This is a genomic window from Xanthomonas sp. LMG 12460 (assembly GCF_009192895.1).
Classification (GTDB): domain Bacteria; phylum Pseudomonadota; class Gammaproteobacteria; order Xanthomonadales; family Xanthomonadaceae; genus Xanthomonas_A; species Xanthomonas_A sontii.
This window is the reverse complement of sequence record NZ_NKUH01000017.1, coordinates 1-15,517: the sequence shown is the minus strand read 5'-3', so window position 1 is coordinate 15,517 and position 15,517 is coordinate 1. Positions and strand designations below refer to the sequence as shown.

The window sequence follows — 15,517 nt, the reverse complement described above, 5'->3', positions numbered from 1 at the left end:
GTGGGATCCTTACTTGACGGTGACGTTGGTCTGCAGCACGACGATGGCCCGGCCATTGGACGCGGCCGGGTTGCCGCTGCGCGCGATGACTCGGTAGTAGTGCTCCAGCGAGGTGCCGCCGGTGCCGCCGTATTGGTTCTGATTGATGCTCGACCCCAGGCCCAGCTGATCCTCGCTGGTGCGCTGGCCCAGATACTGGATGTAGTACTGGGCCGGCACGGCCTGGCCCGTCGGCGTCACCGTGCCGTCCACCCAGCACTCCTGGGTGCCCAGCGCACAGCCGCTGGAGGCATTGCCGGTATACGTGTTGCTGGGAACGGCAGGGCATACGGTGCCGGGGACCTTCACGCAGTTGAAGCCGACGGTGTTGCCCTTGCCAGCCTCTGTCTGAATCAGCTTCTCCGCATCGCGCAATGCGCCTTCGGCGGCCTGGAACCCCAGGCTGCGGTCGTACATGTTGGAGGACATGCGCTCCTGCAGCAGCGTGCCGCGCAAGACGGCGAGCCCCAGCAGGGTCATCACCAGCAACAGCAACAGGACGACGATGAGCGAAATGCCGGACTGCCGGCGGGGCGATGGCGACGTGTTCACGGGTTCCGGTTCCTGATGCTCACGATCGTGCTGAATGTCCGCGTCACCGGCTGCTTGTTGGCGCCGGCCGACGTATCGGCGCTGACGGTCATGTCGATCTTCACCGCGATCACGTTGGCCCAGTTGCCCACGCCGCTGGCATCGGCATAGGCGGTGCCGCCGGTGGACAGATACTTGAACTGCAGGCCGGTGACGCCATCGGCGATTTCGTTCTTCTGGCTCGTGCCGCCAGGCAAGGCCACTTCCTGATACAAGGAGGTGCCGCCCGTTCCTCCGCTGCTGGCCGCGACATACCAGCGCACCGCCCGCACTTCGGTCAGGATGGAGTTGATCTCGTAGGTGTAATTGTTCGAGCCGGCGACGCACACGCCCGGCAGGCGTCCGAGCCGTGTGCAGGTATTGAGGCCGCCGCTCGCGTAACTGGCCGTGGTGCCGGAAACGCTGTTCACCTGCAGCACGGCCAGTTGCTGGCGATCGCACAGCAGCATGATCGCGTTGCTGTGCAGGTCCGGTGCTGCCGCGTTGAGCGTCAGCGTCTGGTTCGCCGGGTTGTGCGCGGTCACGGTGGCGCCGCCGGTACCCGCGGAGAGGATCTGGATCGCGTCGGTGCCTGCCGTGACGGTGAGACCGGACGGGTTGCTGTTTTTGTAGCCCGTCAGCGGCAGCGCCCAATTCATCCACCAGCTCGCCGTGGGATTGTTCAGCACGTTCGCGACCGGCAATCCGGAATCGCACGGATTGCCGCCGGCCTCGCGGATGTCCTGTGCCATCATCTCGAAACCGGTCCGGGCCGACTCCTGAAGCCGGCTGAGGCCCTCGGTCGCCGCATAGGTCTGCCGGTTGGAGAGAAAGATGCCGATCGCCGCACCGACCACCAGCAGGCCGAGCAGCATCGAGATCATCAGCTCGATCAGGTTGAAGCCGGATTGGCGCCGTGGCAGCGCCCGAGCGATCAGTGTGTTCACAGTTGGGCCGTCGTGCTCAGGGTCTGGGTCGCGCTGCCGCTGGTGTTGCCGCCAGCACTGGAGTTCACGCCGCGGCTGTCGTCCCATTGCACAGTGATCGTGCAATTGCCGTCGTTGCAGGCGATGGAGCCGCACGTGGTCGCCGGGTCGCCCCCGATCGCCGCCTTCAACCCGCTGAGCCAGACCGCCTTGTCGTTCGCCACCAGGTCGCCCGCCGCCGGCGCCGTGCAGAGCATGCTGCCGGTGTTGTAGGCCCCCAGCATCGCCGCGCTGCGGTTGGCCCGCATCGCATCGAGGATGGTGTAGGTCTGCATGACGATCTGGCTGCGCTGCAGCGCGCTCTGGTTGTTGCGCAGCGCCGTGGTCTGCATCGCCGCCACGCCCAGCATCCCCACCCCCAGGATCAGCACCGAGATCATCACCTCGATGAGGGTGACGCCCGCCATATGTCTGCCGTTCTCGAACCGCTTCATGGTGTCTCCGCTTGCCGGAACCGGCTCAGCCGGTGGTGGTGCAGCTGCCGCCGTCGGATGTCGATGTGACCTGGGCGCGGCTGCCGCCCATCAGTTTGACGCTCCGGACATTGTTGGATGGGTTGGTAACCGCCATGCAGACGACGATGCCTCCTGTCACCGGCGTACCGCTGCTGTTGCGCGCGATGCCGTCCGCTCCGAAGGTCAGCTTGTCGCCCATCGCATCCAGGGTCGTACTGGTGACGACCAGGCCAGTGCGCAGGGTCGTGCTGCGCAGCACGGTGCCGTCGCGGGCCACGGTCAGGTAGCGGGTCCAGTTGCCGCCGCTGGCGCAGGTCGCACCGTCGTCGCTGCGGCACAGGCTGACGCCACCGTTCAGGCGCACCGCCTCCGAGCGCGTCAACTGCACCGCGGCGATCAGTTCGTTGGCGGCGCCGGTCAAGCGGTTGCTGCGGATCAGACCGGTGAAACTGGGCACCGCCAGCGCCATGATGATCGCCAGCACCGCCACGGTGACCATCAATTCCACCAGCGTGAAACCACGCTGCGTCCGCTCGGCAAGGCCACGCGCGCAAGGAACAGCCATATCCTTCCCCAGATTCTCCCGCCGGCCACGCTAGCGGCCGGACCGCGACCGCGCCAGCCGTTGCCGACGGATGGCGGATATGGGGGAGTGGACGGACCGTGCGCGACAGGGCGCCAGCCGGCATGATGCATCTCGGCCCTGCCCCACCGCCTTCCACCCCGATGCCCGCCTCCGCCTACTCCAAGGACCAGCTCCAGGTCCTCAAGCAACCCTCGACCCTGATCTGGATCGTGATGGCCGGCGAGTGCATCGCGGCCATCCTGGCCCTGACCCCGGTCCCGGGCACGGGCATGGCAGGGAGCCGCTGGGTCTACTTCGGGCTGGCGTCGCTGGGCATCCAGTGGGTCGCGCTGCTGACCCTGGCGAGCCTGCTGCTGTTGCGCCGGGCGCTGGCCGGATGCGGCTTCCTGTCCATCACCGTGGCCACACTGGGCCTGATGCAGGCACTGACCTGGCTGATCAGCGGCGTGATTCTCTATGCCTTCGGCGACTACTGGCAGCTCTCCGACCGCGCATGGCTGACGCTGTCGCTGCAGTTGTCCGGCATCGCCTTGCTGATCGGCCTGCTCGGCATGGCCGCGCTGCACAACCACGTGCGCATCAAGCAACTGGTCGAACGCGCCAAGCAGGCCGAAATCGACGCACTGACCGCGCGCGTGCAGCCGCATTTCCTGTTCAACACGCTCAATACCGCGGTGATGCTGGTGCACCGGCAACCGCAACAGGTGGAACAACTGCTGATGGATCTGTCGGATCTGTTCCGCGCCGCGCTGGCCGCGCCGGACCTGGTCGACCTGCAGGACGAGATCGACCTGGCCAGGCGTTACCTGGACATCGAGGCGATCCGCTTCGGGCCACGCCTGCGCGTCCATTGGGAGGTGCCGGAGGCGCCGGCACCGGTGCGGATTCCGCGGCTGTCGCTGCAACCGCTACTGGAGAACGCCGTGCACCACGGCATCGAATGCAGTGCCGAGGGCGGCGAGATCGGCATCGCCATCGGCGAACGCGACGGCGCCCTGGAGATCAGCGTGCGCAACCCGGTGCCGATAGGCGGCCTGTCGCCGCATATCGGCCGCGGTCACCGCGTCGGCCTGTCGGCACTGCGCACGCGCCTGGACAGCCTGGAAGGCGCCTCGCTGCACACTGCCAGCGATGGCGCCTGGTTCGTCGCGACGATCCGGATCGGACTCAGGCCATGACCCGGTAGCAGGGCCGATACTCGCCGGAGATCTTCATGCGGCGCTGTTCGACGAAGGCGCGCAGCAACTCGTCCAGGGCCTGCATCATGTCCGCATCGCCGTGGATCTCGAACGGGCCATGCTGCTCGATCCGGCGCATGCCGTCTTCCTTGACGTTGCCGGCGACGATGCCGGAGAAGGCGCGACGCAGGTCCGCGGCCAGCGCATGCGGCGGACGGCCATGGTGCAGATCCAGCGCGGCCATCGCCTCGTGGGTCGGCTCGAACGGACGCTGATACTCCAGCGGGATGTCCACCGACCAGTTGAAGTAGAACGCGTCCTTCTGCTCCTTGCGGTGCGTGCGCACGTGCTGGATGCCGGCGGCCATCTTGCGCGCCACCGCCACCGGATCGCCGACCACGATCTCGTAGCGCGAGGTGGCCACTTCGCCCAGGGTCAGGCGCAGGAAGCGGTCGATCTGCTCGAAATACGGCGCGGCGATGGTCGGGCCGGTGAGGATCAGCGGGAACGGCAGGTCGCGGTTCTCCTCGCGCAGCAGGATGCCGAGCAGATACAGGATCTCCTCGGCGGTGCCGACACCGCCGGGGAACACGATGATGCCGTGGCCGATGCGGACGAAGGCCTCCAGGCGCTTCTCGATGTCCGGCATGATCACCAGGTGGTTGACGATCGGGTTCGGCGACTCGGCGGCGATAATGCCCGGCTCGGTCACGCCGATGTAGCGGTTGTCGTGCTTGCGCTGCTTGGCATGGGCGATGGTGGCGCCCTTCATCGGCCCCTTCATCGCGCCCGGGCCGCAACCGGTGCAGATGTCCAGCCCGCGCAGGCCCAGCTCGTAGCCGACCTGTTTGGTGTACAGGTACTCGTCGCGCGAGATCGAATGGCCGCCCCAGCACACCACCAGCTTGGGATCGGTCGGCTGCAGGATGCGCGCATTGCGCAACTGGCCGAACACCGCATTGGTGATGCCTTCGCTGGACTGCAGGTCGGTGCTGGATTCGGGGCCCAGCTCGATGGCCATGTAGGCCAGGTCGCGGACCACGGCGAACAGCAGCTCGGCCACGCCATTGATGATCTCGCCGTCGACGAAGGCCATCGCCGGCGCGTTGAGCAGGTCGATGCGCACGCCACGGTCGCGCTGCACCACCTGGATGTCGAAGTCGGGATACAGATCGCGCGCCGCGCGCGGATCGTCCGAGGCGCTGCCGCTGGTCAGCACCGCCAGCGCGCAGCGCCGCAGCAGTTCGTGCAGGCCGCCGCTGGAGGCATCGCGCAGGCGCGCCACTTCCACGCGCGAGAGGATGTCCAGGCCGCCGCGCGGGTAGATCCGCGCATCCACTACCGGCAGCGCGCGCGCCGCCGTATTGCTGGTCGTCATATCGAATGTCTTGTCGGTGTCGTCAGCCGGCGACTTTAACGTCAGCCCCCACAAAAAGAAAACGGCCGGGTCGCCCCGGCCGTTTCCAACGCTTCAGCTAGCGTGCGCCGCGATCAGAACTGATAGCGGAAGCCCAGCTGCAGCGACCACTGCGACACGCCGGTGTTGAAGCCGTCGGCGTCGGCATTGGCGGCCGTCGGCTGGTCGGTGTACAGGGTGTTGTACACGTACTTGCCCTGGTAGATGCCCTGCAGGTTGGCGACGCGGGCGTCGGCGTAGAAGCCGTAGTCGTAGATCCGGCCCCACTTCTTGTTCAGCAGGTTGCCCACGTTCTGGATGTCCAGCCAGACCTCGGACTTGTGGCCCTTGAAGAAGCCCGGCAGCTGCTGGGTGATGCGCACGTCGAAGGTGTTGATCCAGCCGGAACGGAAGCCGTTGGCCGGGGCGTAGCTGCCGGCGTACTTGGCCAGCTGCGGGTTCTTGGCCAGCCAGTCGAAGAACTGCTGCTGCAGCGCCGGGTTGGCGGTGAACGCACCGGTGTTGCTCAGCGTGCCGAACAGCACGTCGCCCGGGCCCTTCGGCACGTAGAACAGGTCGTTGGTCGAACGGCCGTCGCCGTTGGCGTCGCCGTTGAACACGTAGCTGTACGGACGGCCGCTGCGGCCTTCGTAGACCAGGCCCACGCGGGTCTCGTAGTCGCCGAAGAACATGTGCTTCCAGTCCAGCGAGCCGGAGATCCGGTCCTTGATCTCGTAGCGCGAGGTGTTCTCGGTTTCCGAGTTGGCGTTGAAGGCGTACTGGTAGCCCCAGCCCGAGCTGGCGGTGGAGCTGGTCAGCGAACCGACTTCGGTGGCGTGGGTGTAGGTGTAGCCCAGGGTCCAGGACCAGTCGCCGCCTTCGCTGAACGGCTTGGACAGCGACACGGTGAACTGCTGGGTCTTGCCCTTGTCGGTGTTGTCGATCAGGTAGACGTCGCTATACGCCGGATTGCGGTTGTAGCGGTTGTTGCCAGTGGCCCACGGACGACCGGTCTGCGCCGGGTTCCAGTACAGCGCGCGGCCATCCGGACCGTAGTAGGCCGGGCTCGGATCCTGGCCCGGGCTGTTGACGCGACCGATGTTCAGGCTCTTGTAGTACAGGCCGTTGTTGACCTTGGTCACCAGCAGCTCGGCCGAGGCCACGATGCCGTACCACGGCAGTTCGTGATCCAGGGCCAGGTTGGCCTTGTACAGCGACGGCAGCTTGAAGTCGTTGCCGACGAAGCTCACGCCCTGGGTCGCCGAACCGGGACGATTCGGGACCGGCTGGGTATCCTTGTTGGCGCTGAACGGCACCGTCGGATCGTACGTGGTCAGGCTATAAGCGTTGTAGTTGAAGCCGGTGTTGGAGTAGCTGTTGCCGATCCACACCTGCGGCGCATCGCCCTGGAACAGGCCCACGCCACCGCGCAGCTGGGTCGGACGGTCGGTGTCGAAGGTGTAGTTGAAGCCGACGCGCGGCTGGATCAGGAAATCGCCGTTGAAGATCTTGCTGTTGTCGTAGCCGAAGTAGGCCTGCGCCGCGGCGTTGTAGGTCGGATCCGGGCTCACGCTCGCGCGATCGCCGCGCAGACCCAGGGTCAGGGTCAGGTTGTTGTTGACGTACCAGGTGTCCTGCACGAACAGGCCGAGGTTGCTGTTCTTGTAGTCGGCCGCGATCGAACCCGGGCTACGCTCCTGGTTGAGCTGGTACGAGCTCCAGCGGCCGCTGGCGAAGTTGTCCAGGCCGAAGAAGGTGTACACGCCCCAGGTGTTGCGGCCGTACAGGTTGTAGATGTCGTTGGTGCTGTAGTCGACGCCGAACTTCAGGTTGTGGTTGTCCAGGGTCAGGGTGCCCGCACCGTAGTAGTTCCAGGTCTTGGTGGTGAGGATGTTGCCCTGCGAGTTGGTCTCGGTGCCCAGGAACAGCACGTCGCCGGTCGGGTTGGCGACCGAACCGTCGAAGTACACGGCGATGCTCGGCGCGTTGGTCGGCACCACGCGGATCGCGGAGTAGTCGCGGTAGGACACCTTGAACTCGGTGGAGAAGTTCTCGGACCAGTCGCTGAACAGCTGGCCGACGTAGCTCTCGACAGACTTCTCGTGCTGGTACCAGTACGAGCTCAGCGAGGCCTGGCTGGAGTTGCCGGCACCATTGATGCGCAGCTTGCTCTGGTCGAGCTTGCTGTAGCGGAAGCTGGCGCGGTGGTTGTCGCTGATGTTCCAGTCCAGCTTGAGCGCGTATTCCTTCAGGTCGGTGTTGCCGTCGCTGTCCAGGGTGCCGGCGTCGAAGCCGTAGTTCTTGGCGATCTGCTGGGCGCGGGTCACGTCGGCCATGCCGTACTTGGCGTTGGCCTTGCCCAGCGCGGTGCTGCCCAGGTCGAGGCCCGGCGCGTCCTGCTGGAACTTCTCGTAGTTGGCGAAGAAGAACAGCTTGTCCTTGACGATCGGGCCGCCGAAGGTCGCGCCGTAGGTCTTCTCCTTGGTGAAGCCGTTGAACTTGCTGCCGTCCGGGTTGTCGCCGAACCAGTCGCCATCGCGATAGCTGCCGTACACCGAACCGTGGAACTCGTTGGTACCGGACTTGGTCACCGCGTTGACGGTGGCGCCGGCGGCGCTGGCGATGCTGACGTCGTAGTTGGACAGGTTGACGTCGATGGCTTCGATCGCTTCCATCGACACCGGCTGACGCCGGGTGGTCATGTTGTTGCCTTCCAGGCCGAAGGTGTCGCTGGCCGAGACGCCGTCGATGTTGATCGAGTTGTAGCGCGGGTTCAGGCCGCCGGCGCTGATCGTGCCCGAGGCGCGATCGACGAAGGCCACGCGCGGATCCAGGCGCATGTAGTCCTGGATGTTGCCGTTGATCGACGGCAGCGCTTCGATCTGCTCGCGGCCGACGTTGGTGCCCGAGCCCATCTTGGTGGCGCTGAACACTTCCGAGCCGGTGGCGATGGCGACCGCGTTGACCGTCTCCAGCGTGGTCGGCGCAGCCATGTCGCCGGTCAGGTCGGCGTTGATGGTGGCGTTCTGGTTGACGCTCAGGTACACGCCGTCTTCGGTCTTGGTGCCGTCACCCGACTTGGTGATGGTGATGCTGTACGGACCGCCGACGCGCAGGCCGCGCGCGTTGTAGCGACCGGCGGCATCGGTGGTGGCGCGGCTGACCGTGCCCGACTCGACGTGGGTGATGGTCACCTCGGCGCCGGCGACCGGCTGGCCGCCGTGGGTCACCACACCGCCGACACCGGCGGAGGTGCTCTGGGCGAACACCGGCGCCGCGGCCAGCGCCGCAACGAGGCCCAGAGTGAGCTTGGACATCCGCAGACGGGGTTGAATCATTGCAATAGCCTCGATGGAGTTTGACGAAATGCGCATGGCAGGCCGTGCGGGGTACGGACGCACGGCCGCGGAATGAGGGGGCTGGTCACCCTTGCCGATTCCCCGCAAGGGTTAACATGAGTTTAACACCATAGGGCCAATTTGTTGCCAAACCGTGACAACGCGGCACAAGCGGACATCAGAAGACGTCGATCCCAGTCCTGGCGGGCTTCGGCGACAACGCCGGGACAGGCACGCAAGGCCGCCCGGGACCGCCGCCGGCCACGCCCCCTACCCGTGCCGCCTGAAGGGGCCGCAGCAAGCAGCCTGGCGTGCTCGAAGCGAGGCCCGCCCGGGGCCAGCGCGCCGTCCCCACGGCGCCCCCGACTCGGCCGCGATGCAACCTCAGCCGGCGACCGGCAGCTTCAGATAAGCGCTGAGCCCGTCCAGGAACATCTGCACCGAGATCGCCACCAGCAGCATGCCCATCAGCCGCTCGACCGCGGTCAGCACGCGCATGCCGAGCAGCTTGTACAGCAGCGTGCCGGAGAACAGCAGGGCCGAGGTCGCCAGCCAGGCCAGGATCAGCGCCAGGCTCCACTCGCCCAGCCGGGTCGGCTCGTTGCTGCCCATCAGCATCACCGCAGCCATGCCGGAAGGGCCGGCGACCAGCGGGATGGCCAGCGGCACGATGAAGGGCTCGCCGTCGGGAATTTCGCCCATCAGCCCTTCCGGGCGCGGGAAGATCATGCGGATGCCGATCAGGAACAGCACGATGCCACCGGCGATCGCCACCGACTCCTGGCGCAGGTGCATCACTTCCAGGGCGTACTTGCCGCCCCACAGGAAGCCCATCAGCACGCCCAGCGCGATCAGCAGTTCGCGCGCCAGCACGACGCGCTGGCGCCGCGCCGGCAGCGGCTTGAGCACGCTGAGGAACACCGGGATGTTGCCCAGCGGGTCGAGGATCAGGAACAGCAGCAGCGCTGCCGACAGGATGGTCATGCCAGGGGATTCCAGATTGCGCCGCGGTGCGTGGCGCCAGCGGGCGACAGCAGGTCGACGCAGGCGTCGGCGTAGCGCGCCGGATCGACCGCGTCGCGGTCTTCTTGATGGGTGTAGGCGCGGGCGCGCAAGGCGGTGCGCATCGGCCCCGGCTGCAGGCCGGACACGCGCACGCGCGAGGCGGCCAGCTCGCCGTGCAGGCTCGCCAGCAGGCCGCGGCGGCCGTGCTGGGCCGCGCCGTAGCCGCCCCAGTAGGCCTGGCCGACCCGCGCCGGATCGTCCACCGCGAACACGATCGCGGCATCCTCGGCCTGTCGCAGCAACGGCAGGCAGGCCTGGGTCAGCCAGGCCGCGGCGGTCAGGTTGACGTGGATCGCGCGCGCGAACTGGGCCGGATCGGCATGCTCGAACGGGGTCAGCCCGGAGAAGTCGGCGGCGCAGTGCAGCAGCCCGTCCAGGCGGCCGAGCTCGCCCTGCAGGCGCTCGGCCAGGGTCGCGTAGTCCGGCGGAGTGGCGCCGAGCAGGTCCAGCGGGTACAGCAGCGGCGCGGCGCCGACCGCGGCGATCGCGTCGTAGACGCGGTTCAAGCGTGCCGGCTTGTGCCCGAGCAGGACCACGGTGGCCCCCGCCTGGGCGCAGGCCAGCGCCGCAGCGCTGCCGAGCCCGCCGGCGGCGCCGCTGACCAGGACCACCCGCTGCGCCAGCGCGCCGGCCTGCGGCGACGCAGGCGCACTCACGACTGGTAGGCCTCGGTCACGATGCGCTGCAACTCGCCGGACTCGAACAGCTCCATGGTGATGTCGCAGCCACCGATCAGCTCGCCATGGATGAACAGCTGCGGGAACGTCGGCCAGTTCGAATAGCGCGGCAGATTGGCACGAATCTCCGGCTCGTCGAGCACGTTGACGGTGTGCAGGCGGTCGGCGCCGGCGGCCAGCAACGCCTGCAACGCGCGGCTGGAAAAGCCGCACATCGGGTACTGCGGCGTGCCCTTCATGAACAACACGATGGGATGGCGTTCGACGTCGGCCTGGATGCGCTCCATCACCTGCATGCGGGTTCTCTCCTGCTGGGGCGAAAGAACGACCTTGGCGGTCGGCTAGACTCTCGCGTAGCCGCATAGTGTAAGCCCTGCGCGCGGCAGTACCGCGACGCGCGCCCGAAACCGCCAGAGGATCCATGCCCATCGAACTCGCTCCCCTGCCCTACGCCGCCGCGGCGCTGGCCCCGCACCTGTCCGCCGCCGCGGTGGAACAGCACCACGGCCAGCACCAGCGCGCGTTGGTGGAACGGCTCAATGCGCGGCTCGCCGGCAGCGACCTGGCCGAGCTGGCGCTGCCGGACCTGCTGCGGCGCGCGCAGGGCCGGCTGTTCCAGGAAGCGGCCGAGGTCTGGAATCACGAGTTCTACTGGCGCGGCCTGCGCCCGCGCGGCGGCGGCGAACCGGGCGGCGCGCTCGGCGAGCGCCTGACCAGGAGTTTCGGCGACGTGGCGCGGTTCAAGGCCGAGTTCGAGCGCATGGCCCTGGCGCTGTTTGGTTCGGGCTGGGTGTGGCTGGTGCAGCGTCCCGACGGCAACCTGGCCGTGGTCAGCACCGCCAACGCCGGCACCCCGCTGACCGGCGACGACACGCCGCTGCTCGGCTGCGACGTCTGGGAACACGCCTACTACATCGACCATCCCGGCGACCGCGCGCGCTATCTGCAGGCGTTCTGGAAACTGGTCAATTGGGAGTTCGCGGCGTCCAATCTGCGGTAAGCGGGGATTGGGGAGTCGGGATTGGAGATTCGCAGGAGCGGCGGCCGTGGCTGCCGGTTCCTGGCCCAGGCGTGGCCTGGGCGCTCCTGTTGCTGGTTCAGCGCTCGCCGCGCAACGCGGCGATCACCGGGGCGACCTGGGCCTCGCGCTGCAGTTGCGCGCCCACGGTCTGCAGGGCCAGCGCCAGCGCCTCCGGCGTGTCCTCGCGCAGAGTGGCGTGGCCGACCTTGCGGCCTTCGCGCGGCTGCTTGCCGTAGTCGTGCCAATGCCCGCCGGGCTGCGCCAGGACCGGTGCGGCGTCGGGCATCGCGCCGATCCAGTTGAGCATGCAGGCATGGCCACGCATGCGCGTGGAGCCCAGCGGCAGCCCCAGCACCGCGCGCAAGTGGTTCTCGAACTGCGAGGTCTCCGCGCCTTCGATGGTCCAGTGGCCGGAGTTGTGCACGCGCGGGGCCATCTCGTTGGCCAGCAATTCGCCGTCGCGGCAGAACAGTTCCAGCGCGAACACACCGACGTACTGCAGGCGTTCGGCCAGGGCACGCGCATGCGCCACCGCCGCCTGCTCCAGCGCGGCATCGGCCTGCGCCGGCGCCAGGCTGGCCGACAGCACGCCGTGCACATGCCAGTTCTCGGTCAGCGGCCAGGTGCGGAACTCGCCGTCGCGGCCGCGCACCGCCACCACGCTGACCTCGCGCTGGAACGGCACGAACGCCTCGGCGATCAGGCCGACGCTGGCCGCCTGCGCGCCCAGCGCCGCCCAGGCCGCATCGGCGTCGGCGGCGGAGGCGATGCGGAACTGGCCCTTGCCGTCGTAGCCGAGCCGGCGGGTCTTGAGGATGCACGGCGTGCCGACCTGCGCCAGCGCCGCGTCCAGATCGGCGCGGGTGTCGATCGCGGCGAACGCCGGCACGGGAATGCCGAGTTCACGGAACAGGGTCTTCTCGGCCAGGCGATCCTGCGCCACGGCCAGCGCATCCGGGCTCGGGAACACCGGCACCTGCCCGGCCAGCCAACCGGCGCTGGCCGCAGGCACGTTCTCGAAATCGAAGGTCGCCACGTCGACCGCGTCGGCGAACGCGGCCAGCGCGGTCTCGTCGGCATAGTCGCCGACCCGCAGCGGCGCGATCTGCCCGGCGCAGGCATCGGCCGCCGGATCCAGCAGCGCGAATCGCAGGCCCAGCGGCACGCCGGCCACCGCCATCATCCGTGCCAACTGCCCCGCTCCCAGGATGCCGACGGTGGTCATTGGCGCGGATCGTCCTTGGCCATCACGTCGTCGGTCTGGCGCTGACGGAACTCGCCCAGCGCGGCACCGATCTCAGCGTGATCGTGGGCCAGCATCGCCGCGGCGAACAGCGCGGCGTTGGCCGCGCCGGCATTGCCGATCGCGAAGGTGGCCACCGGGATACCCGCCGGCATCTGCACGATCGACAGCAGCGAGTCCATGCCGTTGAGCGCCTTGGACTGCACCGGCACGCCCAGCACCGGAACCGCGGTCTTGGCCGCGAGCATGCCCGGCAGGTGCGCGGCGCCGCCGGCACCGGCCACGATCGCGCGCAGGCCGCGCCCGGCCGCTTGCTCGGCATAGGAGAACAACACGTCGGGGGTGCGGTGCGCCGACACCACCTTCACTTCATAGGGCACACCCAGCGCATCGAGTTTCTGCGCCGCATGCTGCATGGTCTCCCAGTCGGAGCGGGAACCCATCACGATGCCGACGAGCGGCGCGGTTTGCTTGGAGGTCATGGCCGTCCCCTGCCTTAAAGACGTATTCTAGCCGTCTTCCACGCAAGACGAAGACCGGATGGACCGCAAACTGCTCGACCTGCTGTGCTCGCCCGCCACCCGCCAACCGCTGGCGCTGCTGGAGGCGCGCGGCCTGGAGGCGCTGAACCGCGCCATCGCCGCCGGCGGCGTGCAGCGCGCCGATGGCAGTGCGCAGGCGCAACCGCTGCGCGAAGCCCTGATCACCCGCGACCGCAAGCAGGTGTTCCGCGTCGACGACGGCATTCCGGTGCTGCTGGCCGAAGAGGCCATCGGCACCGCCCAGCTCGCCGATTTCCCGGCCAAATGAGCCGCGACATGGCGCCGCCGCAGGCGCCCGCCGCGGAGCTGATCGCCGCCGATGTCGCGCGTGCGCTGGCCGAGGATCTCGGCAGCGGCGACGTCACCGCCGCGCTGCTGCCCGACCGCGCCGACAGCGCCTACCTGCTGTGCAAGCAGGACGCCGTGATCGCCGGCCGCCCCTGGTTCGACGCCTGCCACCAGGCGCTGGACCCGCAGGTCCGCATCGACTGGCAGGTGGCCGAAGGCCAGCGCGTGGCCGCCGGCACGGTGCTGGCGTTGCTGCAAGGGCGCAGTCGCGCCCTGGTCAGCGCCGAGCGCGCCTCGCTGAACTTCCTGCAGACCCTGTCGGCCACCGCCACCGCCACCGCCGCCTACGTGGCCGCGGTCGCCGGCACCGGCGCGCGCATCCTGGACACGCGCAAGACCCTCCCTGGCCTGCGCCTGGCGCAGAAGTACGCGGTGCGCTGCGGCGGCGGCAGCAACCACCGCATCGGCCTGTACGACACGGTGATGCTCAAGGAGAACCACATCCACGCCGCCGGTTCGCTGCCTGCGGCGGTGGCCGCCGCGCGCGCGCAGTGGCCGGCGCTGCCGCTGGTGGTCGAGGTGGAAACTCTGGAGCAACTGCGCGAAGCGCTGCAGGCCGGCTGCGATCGCATCCTGATCGACGACTTCACTGCGGAACAGCGCCGCGACGCGGTGGCGATCGCCACGGCCGCACCGTTCAATCGCGCGATTCCGCTGGAAGTCTCCGGCGGCGTCGACCTGGAGGCGGTGCGCGCGATCGCGCAGGACGGCGTCGACTGCATCTCCATCGGCGCACTCACCAAGCATGTGCAGGCCGTGGATCTGTCGCTGAAACTCGGAACGCCGCCGCAGTAGGCGGCCAGAGCCGCGACGAGGCGACCGCGCGCCCATTCCAAGCCCGCGGCGAATGCGGATACATCCCATGCGTGCATGTCCGCACGCATGGCCCAGTCGCGACGTTGATCGTTTCCACCCCGCTGGGTGATTCCCACCACCCCCAAGGGCAAATCGCGAAGTGCCTGATCCGCCGGCAAACGCGCTAGCCAGCACGGCGCGATCTGCCTGGATCGCGCGGCACGCCCTACACTTCACGGCCTCGCCAACGCCGCTCTGCGACGCTGCGCGCTTCCCCGTCCCCACCGAGTCCGCCGATGTTCCGCCCCTGGTTCGCGCTGCTGTGTGTCGCCGCCCTGTTTCCCGCCGGCCGCGCCGCGGCCGCGGAAGTCTGCGATCTGCCGCCGCGCTTCGGCCTGACCCCGGCGGCGGTGGCGATCGTGCGCACCGCCTGCAACGAGCACCGGCTGTGGTGGCGCCCGTTCATCGATCGCGACGGCCGCCTGGCCGGCCTGCGCGTCACCGAGGCCGAGCGCGCCGACCTTGCCGACGACGGCATCGAAGCCTGGCAGCGCGTCGCCACCTACTGGCGCGACAGCGGCACGCTGGGCGCAATGGGCCGCTTCGACGGTGCCGAGAGCTGCCAGCAGCTGGACGGGTCGCGCTACCGCGAAAACGACTGCCGCGCCTTCATCGTCGACAACCCGTGGTCGGCAGCCTTCGTGTCGTACGTGATGGTGCGCGCCGGCGTGGCCGGCTTCCACACCTCGATCCGGCATATCGACTACATCCGCGCCGCCTACCAGGCCGGCGCCGACGGCCTGCCCTATCGCTTTGCCGACCCGCAGCAGGAAAAGCCTGCCCCCGGCGATCTGCTGTGCTTCCTGCGCGGACGCCGGCAGCCGGTCGGCACCGCCGGCCTGCGCGAGGCGCTGGCGCGCGGCCGCCCGCTGCCGTGGGAATCGCATTGCGACATCGTGGTCGCAGCCAATGTCGGCGGCGACCAGACCCTGTACCTGATCGGCGGCAACGTGTTCAACGCGGTGACCATGCGCAAGCTCAAGCTGGACCGCAGCGGGCGCCTGCAACTGGATGCGCCGCTGGCCCAGGACCAGAACGACGAAGGCGCCGCACTCGAATGCACGCCTGGCCACGAGGAACTGTGCGACTTCAATCGCCAGGACTGGTCGGCCCTGCTGAAGCTGCAACCGCAGGCGCAGGTGCTGCTGCCGACCGCCCCGACCGATCCCGCCGCCGCGCCGATGACGACGCCCGCCGCGCCCGCGGCCAGTGCGGTCC

General features: G+C 68.5%; 16 protein-coding genes. 5 read left to right on the top strand and 11 right to left on the bottom strand.

Features of this window, described 5'->3' with window-relative positions:
- Positions 1-9 precede the first annotated feature (9 nt).
- From CEK66_RS03410 to CEK66_RS03395, 4 genes are read right to left on the bottom strand one after another with little or no spacing between them, the layout of a single operon-like run.
- Positions 10-591 (bottom strand): PilX N-terminal domain-containing pilus assembly protein, encoded by a 582-nt coding sequence (locus CEK66_RS03410; RefSeq protein WP_017907234.1) that lies wholly within the window; start codon positions 589-591, stop codon positions 10-12.
- Positions 588-1,556: a PilW family protein gene (locus tag CEK66_RS03405; RefSeq protein ID WP_152235959.1), complete on the bottom strand. Its 969-nt coding sequence runs from the start codon at positions 1,554-1,556 to the stop codon at positions 588-590. The genes CEK66_RS03410 and CEK66_RS03405 overlap by 4 nt, the downstream gene beginning before the upstream one ends.
- Positions 1,553-2,029, bottom strand: a complete 477-nt coding sequence (gene pilV, locus CEK66_RS03400; protein WP_152235958.1) for a type IV pilus modification protein PilV — start codon at positions 2,027-2,029, stop codon at positions 1,553-1,555. The genes CEK66_RS03405 and pilV overlap by 4 nt, the downstream gene beginning before the upstream one ends.
- Positions 2,030-2,054: 25 nt before the next feature.
- Positions 2,055-2,549, bottom strand: coding sequence for a GspH/FimT family pseudopilin (locus tag CEK66_RS03395; protein ID WP_017911245.1), 495 nt, complete (start codon positions 2,547-2,549; stop codon positions 2,055-2,057).
- 227 nt (positions 2,550-2,776) lie between these two features.
- On the opposite strand from CEK66_RS03395, the gene CEK66_RS03390 reads away from it, so the two are divergent.
- Positions 2,777-3,814 (top strand): histidine kinase, encoded by a 1,038-nt coding sequence (locus CEK66_RS03390; RefSeq protein WP_017911246.1) that lies wholly within the window; start codon positions 2,777-2,779, stop codon positions 3,812-3,814.
- Here the strand turns inward: CEK66_RS03390 and ppnN are convergent.
- The 5 genes from ppnN to grxD all read right to left on the bottom strand — a co-directional run bounded on the left by ppnN (position 3,804) and on the right by grxD (position 10,586).
- Entirely contained in the window at positions 3,804-5,192 is a 1,389-nt protein-coding gene (ppnN, locus tag CEK66_RS03385; RefSeq protein WP_017907239.1) for a nucleotide 5'-monophosphate nucleosidase PpnN, read from the bottom strand. The genes CEK66_RS03390 and ppnN overlap by 11 nt on opposite strands.
- A 113-nt stretch (positions 5,193-5,305) precedes the next feature.
- Positions 5,306-8,527, bottom strand: coding sequence for a TonB-dependent receptor (locus CEK66_RS03380; protein WP_152236001.1), 3,222 nt, complete (start codon positions 8,525-8,527; stop codon positions 5,306-5,308).
- 405 nt (positions 8,528-8,932) lie between these two features.
- Positions 8,933-9,532 carry a MarC family protein gene (locus tag CEK66_RS03375; RefSeq protein ID WP_017907241.1) on the bottom strand — a complete coding sequence of 200 codons (600 nt, stop codon included), beginning with the start codon at positions 9,530-9,532 and terminating at the stop codon, positions 8,933-8,935.
- A complete protein-coding gene (locus tag CEK66_RS03370; protein WP_152235957.1) occupies positions 9,529-10,269 on the bottom strand; it encodes an SDR family NAD(P)-dependent oxidoreductase in 741 nt (246 codons plus the stop codon). Before CEK66_RS03370 ends, CEK66_RS03375 begins: the two co-directional genes overlap by 4 nt.
- Entirely contained in the window at positions 10,266-10,586 is a 321-nt protein-coding gene (grxD, locus tag CEK66_RS03365; protein WP_010342114.1) for a Grx4 family monothiol glutaredoxin, read from the bottom strand. Before grxD ends, CEK66_RS03370 begins: the two co-directional genes overlap by 4 nt.
- Before the next feature lie 125 nt (positions 10,587-10,711).
- Between grxD and CEK66_RS03360 the strand changes: the two genes are divergently transcribed.
- Entirely contained in the window at positions 10,712-11,290 is a 579-nt protein-coding gene (locus tag CEK66_RS03360; RefSeq protein WP_152182728.1) for a Fe-Mn family superoxide dismutase, read from the top strand.
- Positions 11,291-11,387: 97 nt separating this feature from the next.
- Here the strand turns inward: CEK66_RS03360 and CEK66_RS03355 are convergent, their stop codons facing one another.
- Positions 11,388-12,536 (bottom strand): 5-(carboxyamino)imidazole ribonucleotide synthase, encoded by a 1,149-nt coding sequence (locus tag CEK66_RS03355; RefSeq protein ID WP_152235956.1) that lies wholly within the window; start codon positions 12,534-12,536, stop codon positions 11,388-11,390.
- Complete coding sequence (gene purE, locus CEK66_RS03350; RefSeq protein WP_017909417.1) at positions 12,533-13,036, bottom strand: 5-(carboxyamino)imidazole ribonucleotide mutase; 504 nt, start codon at positions 13,034-13,036, stop codon at positions 12,533-12,535. Before purE ends, CEK66_RS03355 begins: the two co-directional genes overlap by 4 nt.
- A 58-nt stretch (positions 13,037-13,094) precedes the next feature.
- Here purE and CEK66_RS03345 point away from each other — a divergent pair, with 58 nt between their 5' ends.
- The 3 genes from CEK66_RS03345 to CEK66_RS03335 all read left to right on the top strand — a co-directional run.
- Complete coding sequence (locus CEK66_RS03345) at positions 13,095-13,364, top strand: Trm112 family protein (protein WP_152235955.1); 270 nt, start codon at positions 13,095-13,097, stop codon at positions 13,362-13,364.
- Positions 13,361-14,239 carry a carboxylating nicotinate-nucleotide diphosphorylase gene (nadC, locus tag CEK66_RS03340; RefSeq protein WP_152235954.1) on the top strand — a complete coding sequence of 293 codons (879 nt, stop codon included), beginning with the start codon at positions 13,361-13,363 and terminating at the stop codon, positions 14,237-14,239. The genes CEK66_RS03345 and nadC overlap by 4 nt, the downstream gene beginning before the upstream one ends.
- Positions 14,240-14,535: 296 nt before the next feature.
- The coding region (locus tag CEK66_RS03335; RefSeq protein ID WP_152235953.1) for a DUF2272 domain-containing protein at positions 14,536-15,517 on the top strand (982 nt) is incomplete at its 3' end.